Here is a 14,117-nt window from a genome sequence, read left to right on the forward strand (position 1 = left end):
TTCTATTCAATGTTGCTGCCGTATCTCATGATCTTTGAGGTAGTGGTCTTCTCCAGTTCCTTGTCCAGCACCTGGACGATCTTGATGCGCTTATATGCCGGCATCTCGTCGTTGACGCTGTCCACCGCGTCCCTGACGGCCTTTTCTCTTTCCTCGCGATCAGGCTCGTGACCGAGCTCCTCGGCGATCAAATCTTCATTAGGGAGAATCTTGGCCTTGACTTCAGGCTTTCCGTCGGAGTCCCTGACGCCGATGACGATGCACTCCTTCACCTCCGGATGATCCATGAGCCTGTTTTCCAGCTCTTCCGGATATATGTTCTTTCCGTTGGTGGTGACGATCACATTCTTGATCCTGCCTTTTATGAAAAGCCATCCGTTCTCATCGATATATCCAAGATCACCGGTATGGAACCATCCGTCCACAAGGACCTTTTCAGTGCTCTCAGGATCGTTGAAATATCCCAGCATGACGTTATCGCCCCTGGTGATGATCTCTCCGACACCCTCATCGTTCATATTGATGAGTCTCATCTCATTGCCAGGCATCACCACACCTGTTGATTCGCTGTTCTGGTTGAAGTCGCTGTTCCCGGCCACCAGGGGAGCGCACTCGGTCAGTCCATATCCCTGGAGAGTCTCGATGCCCAGAGCTTCAAAATCCCGCACGAGAGTGGTGTCGAGCTCCGCCGCTCCAACGATGAAGAGCCTCATCTTTCCGCCAAGTGTGGCCTTTACCCGGTTCTTCACGACTGCTCTCATGAAAAAAGGAAGTTTCTGGAGCGCGTCAGCCAGCGGCAGTGTCTCGAAGTACTCAGAGTAGCGAGATGGTACAGACTTGGCCACCGCCTTTCTGATGCGCTTGTCCAATACCGAAAGCAATGCCGGAACTACCACCAGAATAGACGGATGATACTCTTCCAGATTCTTCTGGATCTTGGTCAGACCGCCGCAGTACGTGATCTTGGTCCCACGTGACAGAAGAAGCAGAAGATTCAATGTGCATTCGTAGGTATGGTGGAGCGGAAGGATGGACAGTGTCACATCGGTTGGATGTATCTTCACCACCTGTACGGTAGAATAAATATTTGAGCAGATATTGTACTGAGACAGGCATACCCCCTTTGCCTTTCCTGTGGTGCCAGACGTAAAGATCAGGATCTGCGTCTCGTCCCGTGGTATCTCGATGCTGTCCACGGCCTCGGTAAAGGTTTCCTCATCCGGAGTCGATGCATTATATACATCTGTAAAGGAAAGCTGTCTGACGTGAGCCGGCAGCTCTCCCAGGAGAGTCTTGGCAAAGTAGTCGCTGTAACAGATGGCCTGGCAGTCTGCTGCCTCTACAAAAGAAAGAATGTCAGACGTATGGATCTCCTTGTCAAGAGGAACAACGCATCCAACGGTAGCAGCGCACAGATAGCTCAGGCTCCACTCGAAGCTGTTCTTTCCTATGACGGCGATGCGCTTTCCTCTGAGTCCCATCTCCAGAAAGGTGTTGCAGAGCTTGTAGTATCGCTCCCACAACTGAGTATATGTGATATATACGTACTTCCCACCGGGAGCCTTCACCTGGAACGCAGCCCTCTGGGGAAACTTCTCATAGCTCGAATTTACTATCTCCCTGTAATTCTCGAACCGGGCAGTCTTGTATGTCCGGTCGTTTACCTTTACTGATTCGGTCATTACACGTCCTCACCTTTCTTGTTTCCGGAGATCCGGTACCGACCCATGCAATATTTGACATATCCTATATGATAACAGAAAATCAAGGTAATTCCATTTGTTTGTTTTATATTTCAGCTTGAACTCACAGAACGGGGCCGCCTCATTTTCTCAAATGCGACAGCCCCGTATTCATTCGATGCCGCGCAGCATGCGACAGCATCATGCTATTTCTCTTCTTTTCTCGTGATGATCGGAAGTCTGACCCTTATGGTCGTACCTTTTCCCGGAGCGCTTTCCAGCTCGATCTCGCCACCGAGATCCATCGTCGCGTGCTTTACGATGGAAAGACCCAGGCCGGTTCCTCCACGTTCCTTTGAACGGCTCTTATCCACCCTGTAAAACCTCTCAAACACCCTTTCCTGGTCCTCTGCAGGGATGCCGATGCCGGAATCCGCCACCTCTATCACTGCCTTTTCATTATCCCGGCTGGTGTTGATGGTGACGCTTCCACCCTCTACATTGTATTTGATGGCATTCTCTATGAGGTTATACGTGATCTCGTGCAGGAGCTCTCTGGTGGTCACGAGGAAAACCGTGTCTCCGGTGACATTCACCTTCACGTCCTTTTCCTTCGCCAAGGAGACGAAATTGGCTGCCTCCTCTTCAATATACGCTTTGAGCTCCAGAGGCTCGCGCTTCAGCGGCACACCCTCGTCCAGCCTTGACAAATGGATGATATCGTCGATGAGCCCCAGAAGCCTGTTTGCGTCCTTTCTTATTTTTCCGGCAAAGACCCTGACGTCATCGCCCTGGGCGATACCGCTCTCGATGAGTTCTGCACTTCCCATTATGGAATGCATCGGGGTCTTCAGCTCGTGAGACACGTTAGCCGTGAACTCCCTTCTGTTCCTCTCGGCATAGATCCTTTCTGTGTTGTCGAAGACAAGTATGATGATACCCGACCTGTTCTTTGAGGAATCGACCCTGCTGATGTTTATCTGGAACTCTCGCCCATCCCTCTCCATCTGGAGAATGCTGTGGCCGTTCTCCTTGGCCTTGAGAATAGCAAGGTCGATCCTGGAATCCTGCTCGATAACGGTGATATCCCTCCCAAGGCATTCCCTTGTGGTCCTGAAAAATCTCATCGCCGAAGGGTTTATGCTCAGGATACGCCCGTCGGACCCGGTGAGGATCAGTCCCTCCTCCATGTTGGAGATTATGGCGTTGAACTCCTTCTGTGACGACTCCAGCTCCCTCTTCTGACTGTTGATCAGAGCGTACTGCTGAGTCATTTTGTCCATGACCGGAGCCAGCTCCTCATAAGCGTAATTCTTCGCAGGCTGCTCCAGATCGATGTTCTGTAGCGGTGTTATTATGCTGTTGGAAAGTCTGTACGCCAGGAACATTGAAATGAGCAGGGCTATAGCAAGTACGATAGCGATCGGCTGCAGTGAGGATACCACCAGCCCGAAAAGGGTTATCCGCTTAGCCGCTACTCTCAGGACGTTGCCGTCATCAAGCTTCCTTGCAACGTAGTGGGTCTCTTCCATGCGTGTGGTGGAGTACCTCACGCTCTCGCCCTTTCCTGTCTTCAGCGCCTCCTGTACCTCCTGGCGATCCTTGTGGTTTCCCAGCTGCGAGACAGGCACCTGTGAATCGTAGATCACTTTCCCGCTGCTGAGGATCAGGGTATATCTGTTTCCTCCTGTGCTCACATCCGAAAAATAATCCGCCCCCCGCTGCTCAACGCCTGCAGCCGCAAGGTTGATGTCGTTTTCCAGCTCTGTCGTCTGCACCCTGGTTATCTCTGCGTAGACGATACCCATCACTATGGTAAGAATCACCACAATGACCAGCAACGACGTGCCGAAGATCGAGGCAAAGATCCTTTTCCTCACGTATTATGCCTCCAGTCTGTAACCCACGCCCCTCACGGTCTCGATCTTATCTCCGTAAGAGCCAAGCTTCTGCCGCAGTGTCCTGATGTGAACATCGATCGTCCTCGAGTCGCCAAGGAGCTTTTCTCCCCACACTGACATGAAAAGCTGCTCCCTCGTGAATATCATCCCCGGCCTGGAGAGGAAGAGCTTCAGTATCTCGTATTCTTTCAAGGTCAGAGAGATCCGCTCGTCTCCAATGGTGACCATGTGGGTGTCCTCGTTGAGCACCAGGTCATCCAGCTTGTACACCTGCTGAGGCTTTGATGATTCGTAACGCCTGAGCACGGCCTTGATCCTGGAGACCATCTCCATCATTCCGAATGGCTTTACAAGATAGTCGTCCGCACCGAGATCCAGGCTCTGCACCTTGTCGTATTCCATGCCCTTGGCAGTTGCCATGATCACCGGAATGTCTTCAGTCTGAACATTCGACTTTATCCCCTTAAGAATGCTGACGCCATCCACGTCCGGCAGCATGATATCAAGAAGCACAAGCTCTGGCTTCTCTTCCTTGAGGGCTTCCAGAATAGACTTGCCGTCCTCGAACCCCCTCGCCTCGAATCCTGTGGATCTAAGTGTATAGATCTCTATCTCACGGATGTCCTTGTCGTCCTCAACACACCAAATCATTCTGCTTCAAGCCTCCTGATTACTCCTATTCTGCATTCCCGCTAAGGGAAAACATCTCCTGATATTTTTTGTAATCGCTCTTGAACGCCGGGCTGTCTTTGATCTCCCTCTTGGTATCGTGGCGTCTCTCCACGTTCAGCTGCTCCTGGGCAAGTGTGACACCCATGTTTGAGCAGTGATCGGCGATACGCTCCAGATTTGTGGTCATGTCCTCTAGGACGAATCCCATCTCCACGGTGCAAATGCCGTTTCTGAGCCTGATTATGTGCCTGCTCTTGAGCTCAAAACTAAGGTCGTCCACCACTTCCTCCAGAGGCTCTATCTTCTCGGCAGCGTCCGGATCGAAATCTCTAAGTGAGGATGTGGTTATTTTCAGCAGCTCCGTGACAGCTCTCAGCATGACTTTCATATCCTCTGCGCCGTTGTTTGAGAAGTGCTGATTCTTCGTGTACATCTCGTTTGCGCTGTCCTTCAGGTTAACAGCGTGGTCTCCTATGCGCTCAAGATCTGTGATGGACCTGAGCAGGATCGTGGTCCTGCGGCTCTCCTTTTCCGACAACGCCTGAGGTGTGATGCCGAGTATATATGTCCCTATGCGGTCTTCATACCGGTCTGTCTTCTTCTCCAGCTTCTTGATCCTCGCAGCAACGTCCTCGTCATACTTGTCGAAGAGGCTCATTGCGAGATCAACGGCTTCCTCAGCGTACTCGGCCATCCTTAGAACGGCATCGGTGCTGACAGAAAGTGCTACGGAAGGCTGGGACAGAAATCTGTTGTCCAGTCTCTGGAGTATCTCGTCCTGCTCCTCGTCCGGAACAGGTGTCTTGTCGTCTCTGATGGTGGCGCAGGCCAGCTTCTCCAGTCCTCTTGAAAAAGGAAAGAGAATGGCCGTTGCAGTCACATTGAAAGTCGTGTGGATAACCGCGATCCCAGCCGGGTTGGCAACGTGATCCATGAAACTGAAGTCGATTATGCTGTTCAGTGTATAGAACACCGTCATAAAGATTATGGTTCCGATAATGTTGAAATACAGATGTATGAGGGCAGCCCTCTTAGCGTTCTTGGATGCCCCGATGGCGGACAGGATAGCGGTAACGCATGTACCGATGTTCTGCCCCATTATGATCGGAATGGCAGCTCCATAGGTAACTGCACCTGTGGAACAGAGAGCCTGCAGGATACCTACTGATGCAGACGAGCTCTGGATGATGGCCGTAAGTGTCAGCCCGACGAGAACTCCCAGAAGAGGATTGGTGAATTTGGTGAACAACTGTATGAATCCAGGCATTTTGCTGAGAGGTTCTACCGAGCTGCTCATGGTCTCCATACCGGTCATGAGGACCGCGAAACCGATCATGATGTTCCCGGCATTCTTAGTACGGTCCGTCTTTCCCGCGAAGCGCATTAGCACGCCGATCATCGCGAGCAGTGGAGCGAAAGAACTCGGCTTCAGCATGTTTATCAAAAAGCCTGTTCCACTGACCGACACCAGCGACAGCAGCCAGGAGGTCATCGTTGTTCCGATGTTGGCTCCCATTATCACTCCCACCGCCTGGTGAAGAGTCATGATCCCGGAGTTTACGAATCCGACCACCATTACCGTGGTCGCAGATGAAGACTGGATCACTGCCGTGACTCCGGCCCCCAGAAGAACTCCTTTAAACGTACTGGACGTCATCTTGCTGAGGCTCCTCTGAAGCGTCCCTCCTGACGTGTTCTTCAGCGCTTCTCCCATCACGTCCATTCCAAAGAGGAAGAGAGCGAGGCCCCCTATAAAAGTAAACACATTAAAAATGTCCATATATCCTCCAACGAAAACACATATTATCCATATTATCGAGTGTATTCGCAAATTGTTAAATTGCAAATACATCTTATGTTAAATCTATGTAAAGTTGTGGAAGACTGCAACTTTTCCAGTAATTTTATATAGCAGTGATAAAAAATGCCGCACCTCGTGGTGCAGCACAGTCCGTTCCATCGATTTCCTTAACCGTCGTGAGATCACTTGCAGACGTCGACCCACTCAATGTAACCGGAACACTTTTCCAGTTCAGGGATCGTGAGCCTTACGGCGCTGTTCCCGGTACCAGCAGCAGGATAGACGACATCGTGTCTTTTCAGGCTCTCGTCGAGATACACCTTTACCCCTTCCTTTACACCGAATGGGCACACCCCTCCCGGTGCGTGACCGATGATATCCTCCACCTGGTCGTAGCTGATCATCTTGGCCTTGGTGTGGAATGTTTCCTTGAATTTCCTGTTGTCCACCTTGGAGAGCCCGGACGCCAGGATGAGTATCGGCACATCCTTGACCATGAAAGACAGCGTCTTGGCGATCATATCCGGCTCCACTCCCACGGCTTCGGCAGCGAGTTCTACCGTTGCAGACGATTCTGACAGAAGTGTTATCCTGTCTTCGAGTTCATATTTCTTAAGCCAGTCCCTGGCCTGTTCAAGTCCCATCGAAACCTCCCTGAAATCAAATAATTCTCCTGTCCTCTTCAGCGGGAAGACCCGACTCCGGACATGGCACGCATCGATTATAAAACCTGTGAACTTGCCTGTCAAAAGATGGTATACTTGTAGGCAAAAGGGAAAAGGGTATTCTGTATGGACGCTGACTGAGATGAAAAACTTACTGAAATATCTTAAAAGCAAAAATAAATATCAGAAAAACGATGAGCTTCTCAGAGCCGCCGCCAGAAACAACTGCACTACGGGGATAGGTACGTTTGTTCTGGTGCTCATGATAGGTCTGCTGGGGACTCTGGGAGAGTTCCTTCCCTATGGCACACCGGAGGTGTTCCCTCAGATAAAGGGGATCTCTATATATGTGCTGGCCATCATGGTAAATTCGATCCTGATCATAATACTTCAGGATCTTAAACCCCGGCTCGATTTCGTAAGGCCTGAACTCGTTCTGAATACCTGTTACGTCGGATTTCTGATAAACGCCATCATTTCCGGCCTCACCATATTCAGCACCCAGAGGGGAAGCTCAATATTCTTTGAACTGGTCATAATCATGACTATTCTCTGTGCCCTTCCCTTCTACAGGACCATCCGCGGCTGGTTCGTCATATTGTTCAGCTTCGGTACGTTCCTGTTTCTTGACTCCGTGCTCGACCTGCATATCGACCTCGCCTGGCAGGATTTCTTTGATATAATCATTTTTTACATAATGTGTGAGATATACATTTATATCCACAGAAACAACTTCATAGAGTCGGTCAGGCTCCAGAACGCCATTGTCTACGCGAACAAAGAACTCAGAGAGAAGAGCAGGACCGACAGTCTGACAGGTCTCATGAACCGCGCCGCACTCGATGAGGATACCAGGTACTTCGTAGGTAACCACATCTGTGCCGCCATGCTCGACTTCGATTCCTTCAAACAGGCCAACGATACCAGGGGACATGCATACGGCGACTACCTGCTTCAGAGTTTTGCAGACGAGCTGCGTAATGACAGCTTCTTCTCTCGCTGCAAGTGCTACAGATACGGAGGAGACGAGTTCCTGATCATCGACTTAAGTGATGATATAACTTCCTTTACCATGGCACTAAGCAGGCTGCAGACACTTTTCAACGACCCTGTAAATGGATTCTCGCAACCCATCAGTGCCGGATATACATATGGGTCCGTAGGATCTTTGCGGCAGGTCAACACCTGCCTGCGGATCGCTGACGAGCAGCTGTACGAGGCCAAGGCACAGGGACACAATCACATATGCGGTGAACATTTCGTAGTCTCAGAGGTAAACGGTAAGATCGAAGAAGACATCAACGACGACGTCCAGGACATGCTTACAGGACTGCTGAACCAGAAGGGATTTCTCAAAAAAATAAAGGAAAAACCTCTTGATCGTATTCCGTGGACCGTGATCTCCTTCGATATAGATCGGTTCCAGGACATAAACAAGGAGTTCGGATATGCTGCCGGAAACACGCTGCTGGAGCGTGTCGGTCACCTGATCTCAAGGACCTTCCCGGATGGCGTCACTGCACGTTTTGAATCCGATCACTTTACTGTTTTCACCGGATCCGCCGATGTCGTAGAAATGCAGCGTATGATCGAAATGGTGCAGAAAAAGGCCACTGCATATCTTCCACACTGGCGCCTCGTGATAAGAGCAGGGATATGGACTAACAGAGGTTTCGATCATTCCACTTCCCTGCAGTCAGCCCTCGACATGGCAAAATACGCATGTGACTCCATGAGACATCAGTCCAATATCCTGATACGTGTGTATGACGAGAAACTGGACGAGACGAGAAAAAACGAGAGCTACATCGTCAACAACCTGGGAGACGCACTATACAAAGGCCGCATCGTCCCATACTTCCAGCGCATAGTCAGCACATCGGACGAAAAGACGGCAGGCTTCGAAGTCCTCACAAGATGGTTCACGGCCGACGGAAAAGTCATACCACCGAGCGTTTTCATACCCGTGCTCGAGAAGACAATGGATGTGTACAGGGTCGATTTCAGTGTTTTCAGGAGCGTCTGTGCGATGCTGTCACAGCTTCCACCTGAGGAACGCACCAAGCACTTTCTGTCATTCAACTTCTCCAGAACGGATTTTGACAGCTGCGACGTTCACCGTGAGCTGGACCGTATCATCGATGAATACGATCTTTCGAGATCACTGATAAGAGTCGAGATCACCGAGTCGGCAATGGCGGAGGCCAGGATAAGGAAGATCGTGACCGAGCTCAGACACTCAGGATACCGTGTTTGTATCGACGACTTCGGCTCCGGGAGCTCCAGCCTGAACGTGCTTAAGGACTACGACGTTGAGGTGGTGAAGCTGGACATGGACTTCATTAAAGACTTCCACTCGAATCCTAAGTCCAGGATAATAATCAAAGACCTCACAAAGCTATGTAAGTCGCTAGGTATGAGAGTCGTTATCGAGGGAGTGGAAACGCAGGAACAGGTAGATTTCGTAAGAGCGATCGGAGCCGACTTCATCCAGGGTTTCTTCTACAGCAGGCCGGAATCGCTGAATTCCCTCCTCGAAAGTCTGGATCTGGAGGATTGATTTCTGATACAATCTGGAAACACAAAGCTATGGTGATGAAAAGTCCGTACCGCATTTGAGATAATAGATACAAAAACAGCTCCTCTGGAATAAAACTCCTCAGGAGCTGTTTTTATACCCTGCTATTTTCTGATGTCTGTAGTATGAGCTTCCCTACCCCAGCGCCACGTCAAGGATCATCATCAGTACGAATCCCAGAGTAAAGAACACGGTAGCCTTGTTGGAGTGCTTTCCCCGCGACATCTCCGGGATCAGTTCCTCCACCACCACGTACATCATGGCCCCTGCAGCAAAGCTGAGCATGTAAGGCATGAACGGCACTATCAGCCCCGCCGCCATGACAGTGAGCACCGCACCGAGCGGCTCGACAGCACCGGAGAGCACTCCATATAGAAATGCGCGGCCCTTTGATGTACCTTCCGCTGCAAGCGGCATTGAAATTATTGCGCCCTCTGGAAAGTTCTGTATGGCAATACCCACAGCCAGAGCGAGGGCAGCACCGAATGAGATCGAGCCTGCCCTGTCCGCCCACGCAGCGAACACGACACCGACGGCCATTCCCTCCGGGATGTTGTGGAGCGTTACAGCAAGCACCATCATGGTGTTTTTCTTAAGCGTGCTCGGTATGCCTTCCGGCTCTTTGCTGTTCATATGTAGATGAGGGATCAGCGTATCCAGCAGCAGGAGAAATGCGGTGCCGAGCGAAAACCCGATGGCCGATGGCAGAAACGCCATCCTTCCCATCCCGCTGCTCTGTTCCATGGCGGGTATCAGCAGGCTCCACACGAATGCAGCCACCATTACCCCTGCCGCGAAACCGGTGAGTATCTTCTCCACCACGGCGTTGAGCTGTCCCTTCATCAGGAAAACGCAGGCCGCCCCGGTGGAAGTGCCGATGAACGGTATCAGCAGACCTTTTAAAATATCAAGACTCATGATCGTCTCCAGAAAGCTGTTGCTTACTAATAATGAATATCTGTCAATTACGGTGCTTTCCACGACGATGGCCGTGTCAGTTTCCCACGAGGATAGACCTCAGAGCTCCTATGTAATACAGCGATCCAAATGCGACGGTCTTCAGGTCTTCCGACCGCCACGCCTCAAATGTCGCCTCCTTCAGCGAGACGAAGCTGCATGCCTTCTGACCATCCTTTTCCAGGAGATCCCTGAGGTCTTCGGCGGGAAGAGCCCTCGGACTGTCCGGGGTAACAGTGAAATACTCCACTGCGATATCCTCGGTCAAGCTCATCATCGCCTGATAGTCCTTGTCCTTTAGGACGCCGGTGACGAAGCGGAATTTTTCTCCGGGAAAAAGATCCTTGAGGCTCTCCACAAGGGCCATCACTCCGTCAGTATTGTGAGCACCGTCGATGAGGAATGGCGGATCCTTTCTAAGGAGCTCCAGCCTCCCCATCCATGTAGCTTTTTCAAGCCCCTTCAGTATAGCATCCTCGGTCAGCAGTGGCCATCTGGTTTTCATCTGCTCGAGCACCGTGTATGCCAGAGCGGAATTTCTCACCTGGTATTTCCCCAGCTTCGATATGGATATTTTCTGTCCCTGGAAAACGTACGACTGGCCGTCCAGTCCCGACTCCAGCATGCGGATCCCGGTAAGGTCCGCCTCCACGAGAGTGCTGTTTTTTTCCTCGGCAGTCTTCCGGATAACGTTCATCGCCTCAGGAACTAGAGACGCAGTCACAGTGACTCCACCATCTCTGATGATTCCAGCCTTTTCAAAGGCGATATCAGCTATGGTGTCTCCCAGGAATTCCATGTGATCCATGGCTACTCCTGTTATAACAGACACCTCGGGTCTCGGAACAATATTGGTGGCGTCAAGCCTTCCGCCCATCCCCACCTCGAGCACGACGATGTCGCACTTCATGCGGTAAAAGTAGATGAATGCGACTGCCGTCACCATCTCGAATATCGTTGGTTCCTTCATGCCGTCAGCCAGCATGGACAGGGATGCGGCCTTAACCTTTTCTGTTATGTCGGCCAGCTCCTGTCTCGGGATCTCCTTCCCGGAGACCTGGATACGCTCCGTGAAGTTCTGGATATACGGAGAAGTGTATAGTCCCGTCTTATATCCGGCCTCTCTCAGGGCTCTTTCTACGAAAGCTGACGTGGATCCCTTTCCATTTGTCCCTGTGATGTGCACATACCTGAGTTCGTCCTGAGGATCTCCAAGCCTGTGCATGAGTTCTGTTACCGGTCCTAAGCCCGGTCTCGTCTCTGAATATTTAGGGGCGTTGAGAAAATCAAGCGCCTCATCATAAGTCATTGCCATTCTATCGCCTTGTAACTTGTTGAAAATGTCAGATACATTACTTGTTCTGCGGCATCACGCCTGCTCTGGTCAGTCCCTTCAGTACTGCCTCTCCGAGGAAGGCGTTGATGAATGCGAGGACTACCGCTGTGATCACCCTCGCCGGAACGCCTGCCAGCACGGATGCACCGTACATCTGATAGAGCCACAGGGTGTTCATGCAGATGGAGCACACTACGGCTACGATCAGCTCAGAGAAGATCAGTCTCCTGATGTTCAGCGGCTTGTGATAGGTCATGGCACCTCTGATGAAGCCCGCAACGATGGCCGTCAGGGTGAATCCCGGATAGAATCCGCCGTTCGGGTTGGCTATGTAATTGAGCACGTCCGTGACGATGCCTGCGCACGGCGCCATCACCGGCCCGAAAAGGTATCCGATCATCATGTTAGCAATGCCCGAGAAGCCGATCTGGAAGGATGGCGATATCCTGATGGTAAAGTAGCTCAGGGCCATGCCGATGGCGGCGAGCATCGCACACAGAGTAAGAGAGCGGATCTTCTTTAACTCTTCTCTGGACTCAAGAAATCTCTGTCTGAAATCGTTCATAAAAAAAACCTCCATTTGCCCATTACTACAAACAGAGATAGTCTGATCCACTGAGAAGGTCCAGGCAGAAAGCCCGAGCTTCCCGCATGGCGCCTATATATTTGCAGCGGGATGCGATCCACACACCGCAAGAAAACTTTTCGCCCGGCAGCAACTCCCCGTCTGTCCGGTACTTAACGCATATGGATCTACTCTTTTGTTGAAAAATGTCTTACCGTGTTAGTGTACTCTACTGAGACGGTACTTTTCAAGGAGATATTCCATGTGCATAGTACCTTTTATACGAAAAAGAACGTCAATTCTGTGTCAATCACACATAATCCCATGCCGGTTCGGTGGCGACGAGTTCATGCTCATCGTGGACAGCAAGAGCGAGGTCCTTCCGTCGGAGATAGTGGACATGATCGGCAAGGCCATCGATGAAAAAGCCATATCGACACTCGGCTTCCCGGTGCGTCTGACATTCGGTTATGCCTTCTCCGGCAGCGGAGAGAAATCGATCCACGAGATCATCTCCGAAGCGGACAAAATGCTATATATGAACAAAGAAAAAAGCCGGGCCTGAAACTTATGCAGACCCGGTCATTTTTTTGAAAGCAGGCCTCATCTTACCCTCTTCGTTCGTATCTTCTTCATGATAAAGCCGGAGATCTTCGGGCCCGGTGCGAAGAACGAGATGATCGGCAGCGCGAGGTACAGATAGAATGCCAGGCGCGGCCTGTACACCGCTATGATTATCAGCACGGCGTTGGTCACTATCACCACGATGAAGTTCACGAGCATAGCCTTTACAAAATAGGCCCGGTACGCCTGAAAATGGGCGCGGTGGCCGCAGAACATTATCACGTGCATCAGCACAGTGGAGATCATGTACACCACTCCATAGTTTATGACAGCGAGGCTGGAGCGGCTGCCGATGATCCATTTCGTGGTCACCGGAATCAGAGACAGGACCGCCAGGAAAAGGAAATCTGAGATTATCACCCAGTGGTCGGCCTTGTCGAAGGTCAGGAACTCACGATGGAGACCGTACCAGAAGTTGGCCACAACGAAGAAGCTGACCAGAAACACGAAAATGCTGCGGATGAACATCTGATAAGATACATCCGCAGATGGCACTGGGATCTCCAGCACCATTATCGTTATCAGTATGGCCAGTATCCCGTCGTTGAACGTCTCCAGATGGCTTTTCGTCTTCTGGGGCATTTCCCTCCGGGCCCTGTCCATTCTGTTTTCAACGTCTTCCTTTGTGTAGATCTCTCTGATATCGTCTCTTGTCGTCTTCATAACGCCCGCTCATATCTCCAGTATCTCTGGCCTGTGGTGGATCTCAGGCAGGAATCTCTCCAGCAGGTCGCTGGTCTTCATCTTCAGATGGGTGGTGTTGATGCCGGCGTTGCATCCGAAATACTCGGCGTCGGCGACCTCCCTGTCGATCACCAGCTCCACTTCGTTCCCCTCGTCGTTCACGAGCCCCATTGCGGACGCAGACCCGGGCAGAGCGCCTAAACACTTTTCCATGTACTCCGCCGGTGCGAACGACGGATTCGATACGCCTATCTTCCTGCCAAGTTCCTTAGTCTTGATAGACTTGTCATCCGGCAGGACCACCAGGAAAAATCTCGTCTTCTTCCTGTCGCACAGGAAGAGGCTCTTCCTTATCTGTACGCCCAGTTTCTCGTCCAGCTCCCGGCACTCCTCCATGGTCTCAACGACGTCGTTGGTGACACACTCGTACGGGATGCCGAGCTGATCCAGAATGTCGTATACCTTTCCGGCCGTGGCGTTTCCCAGGTCGGACGGCTTGCTGCTGCTTATTTCGCTGATATAAGGCATGGTCTCATCCTTCTTGTCTGGTTTGATCTATTTTATCACGAAGAGACCCCTGTGTCTGACGACACCACCACTTTTCTCTCCTTGACAAAAATCCGATTTCGGACTATCATTTTGCTGCAAAGTC

12 protein-coding genes and 1 riboswitch are annotated in these 14,117 nt (G+C 51.2%); of the genes, 2 read left to right on the plus strand and 10 right to left on the minus strand.

Going from position 1 to position 14,117, the window contains the following annotated elements; all coding sequences use genetic code 11:
• Positions 1-2: 2 nt before the first annotated feature.
• From BQ7382_RS04185 to BQ7382_RS04205, 5 genes are all read right to left on the minus strand, one after another.
• Complete coding sequence (locus BQ7382_RS04185) at positions 3-1,682, minus strand: AMP-binding protein (RefSeq protein WP_077390883.1); 1,680 nt, start codon at positions 1,680-1,682, stop codon at positions 3-5.
• A 206-nt stretch (positions 1,683-1,888) separates the two neighbouring features.
• On the minus strand, positions 1,889-3,562 hold the full coding sequence (locus tag BQ7382_RS04190; RefSeq protein ID WP_077390884.1) for a sensor histidine kinase: 1,674 nt from the start codon (positions 3,560-3,562) through the stop codon (positions 1,889-1,891).
• A gap of 3 nt (positions 3,563-3,565) precedes the next feature.
• Positions 3,566-4,234: a response regulator gene (locus tag BQ7382_RS04195; protein WP_077390885.1), complete on the minus strand. Its 669-nt coding sequence runs from the start codon at positions 4,232-4,234 to the stop codon at positions 3,566-3,568.
• Positions 4,235-4,259: 25 nt separating this feature from the next.
• On the minus strand, positions 4,260-6,035 hold the full coding sequence (locus BQ7382_RS04200) for a Na/Pi cotransporter family protein (protein ID WP_077390886.1): 1,776 nt from the start codon (positions 6,033-6,035) through the stop codon (positions 4,260-4,262).
• Between the two features lie 203 nt (positions 6,036-6,238).
• On the minus strand, positions 6,239-6,700 hold the full coding sequence (locus tag BQ7382_RS04205; RefSeq protein WP_077390887.1) for a YbaK/EbsC family protein: 462 nt from the start codon (positions 6,698-6,700) through the stop codon (positions 6,239-6,241).
• Between the two features lie 163 nt (positions 6,701-6,863).
• On the opposite strand from BQ7382_RS04205, the gene BQ7382_RS04210 reads away from it, so the two are divergent.
• A complete protein-coding gene (locus BQ7382_RS04210) occupies positions 6,864-9,281 on the plus strand; it encodes a bifunctional diguanylate cyclase/phosphodiesterase (RefSeq protein WP_077390888.1) in 2,418 nt (805 codons plus the stop codon).
• Between the two features lie 153 nt (positions 9,282-9,434).
• Here BQ7382_RS04210 and BQ7382_RS04215 read toward each other — a convergent pair whose 3' ends face one another.
• The 3 genes from BQ7382_RS04215 to BQ7382_RS04225 form a co-directional block, all read right to left on the minus strand.
• The gene (locus tag BQ7382_RS04215; RefSeq protein WP_077390889.1) at positions 9,435-10,217 is read right to left on the minus strand and encodes a ZIP family metal transporter; all 783 of its coding nucleotides are present in this window, start codon (positions 10,215-10,217) and stop codon (positions 9,435-9,437) included.
• Between the two features lie 76 nt (positions 10,218-10,293).
• Positions 10,294-11,571: a bifunctional folylpolyglutamate synthase/dihydrofolate synthase gene (locus tag BQ7382_RS04220; RefSeq protein WP_077390890.1), complete on the minus strand. Its 1,278-nt coding sequence runs from the start codon at positions 11,569-11,571 to the stop codon at positions 10,294-10,296.
• Between the two features lie 37 nt (positions 11,572-11,608).
• Positions 11,609-12,157, minus strand: coding sequence for a folate family ECF transporter S component (locus BQ7382_RS04225; protein ID WP_159437218.1), 549 nt, complete (start codon positions 12,155-12,157; stop codon positions 11,609-11,611).
• Positions 12,158-12,259: 102 nt separating this feature from the next.
• A riboswitch (THF riboswitch) is annotated at positions 12,260-12,355 on the minus strand.
• Between the two features lie 64 nt (positions 12,356-12,419).
• Between BQ7382_RS04225 and BQ7382_RS04230 the strand changes: the two genes are divergently transcribed.
• Positions 12,420-12,722: a GGDEF domain-containing protein gene (locus BQ7382_RS04230; protein WP_077390892.1), complete on the plus strand. Its 303-nt coding sequence runs from the start codon at positions 12,420-12,422 to the stop codon at positions 12,720-12,722.
• Between the two features lie 38 nt (positions 12,723-12,760).
• Here the strand turns inward: BQ7382_RS04230 and BQ7382_RS04235 are convergent, their stop codons facing one another.
• A complete protein-coding gene (locus BQ7382_RS04235; RefSeq protein ID WP_077390893.1) occupies positions 12,761-13,444 on the minus strand; it encodes a TMEM175 family protein in 684 nt (227 codons plus the stop codon).
• 9 nt (positions 13,445-13,453) lie between these two features.
• Complete coding sequence (locus tag BQ7382_RS04240; RefSeq protein ID WP_077390894.1) at positions 13,454-13,993, minus strand: prolyl-tRNA synthetase associated domain-containing protein; 540 nt, start codon at positions 13,991-13,993, stop codon at positions 13,454-13,456.
• Between the last annotated feature and the right edge of the window lie 124 nt (positions 13,994-14,117).

The sequence above is a fragment of the Mobilibacterium timonense genome (genome assembly GCF_900155555.1).
GTDB classification, from domain to species: domain Bacteria; phylum Bacillota; class Clostridia; order Peptostreptococcales; family Anaerovoracaceae; genus Allobaileyella; species Allobaileyella timonense.

Coding starts and splice junctions, on each gene's coding strand:
- BQ7382_RS04240 (WP_077390894.1), bottom strand. CDS start 13,993: ATGCCTTATATCAGCGAAATAAGCAGCAGCAAGCCGTCCGACCTGGGA.
- BQ7382_RS04215 (WP_077390889.1), bottom strand. CDS start 10,217: ATGAGTCTTGATATTTTAAAAGGTCTGCTGATACCGTTCATCGGCACT.
- BQ7382_RS04225 (WP_159437218.1), bottom strand. CDS start 12,157: ATGAACGATTTCAGACAGAGATTTCTTGAGTCCAGAGAAGAGTTAAAG.
- BQ7382_RS04220 (WP_077390890.1), bottom strand. CDS start 11,571: ATGGCAATGACTTATGATGAGGCGCTTGATTTTCTCAACGCCCCTAAA.
- BQ7382_RS04235 (WP_077390893.1), bottom strand. CDS start 13,444: ATGAAGACGACAAGAGACGATATCAGAGAGATCTACACAAAGGAAGAC.
- BQ7382_RS04205 (WP_077390887.1), bottom strand. CDS start 6,700: ATGGGACTTGAACAGGCCAGGGACTGGCTTAAGAAATATGAACTCGAA.
- BQ7382_RS04230 (WP_077390892.1), top strand. CDS start 12,420: ATGTGCATAGTACCTTTTATACGAAAAAGAACGTCAATTCTGTGTCAA.
- BQ7382_RS04195 (WP_077390885.1), bottom strand. CDS start 4,234: ATGATTTGGTGTGTTGAGGACGACAAGGACATCCGTGAGATAGAGATC.
- BQ7382_RS04185 (WP_077390883.1), bottom strand. CDS start 1,682: ATGACCGAATCAGTAAAGGTAAACGACCGGACATACAAGACTGCCCGG.
- BQ7382_RS04200 (WP_077390886.1), bottom strand. CDS start 6,035: ATGGACATTTTTAATGTGTTTACTTTTATAGGGGGCCTCGCTCTCTTC.
- BQ7382_RS04210 (WP_077390888.1), top strand. CDS start 6,864: ATGAAAAACTTACTGAAATATCTTAAAAGCAAAAATAAATATCAGAAA.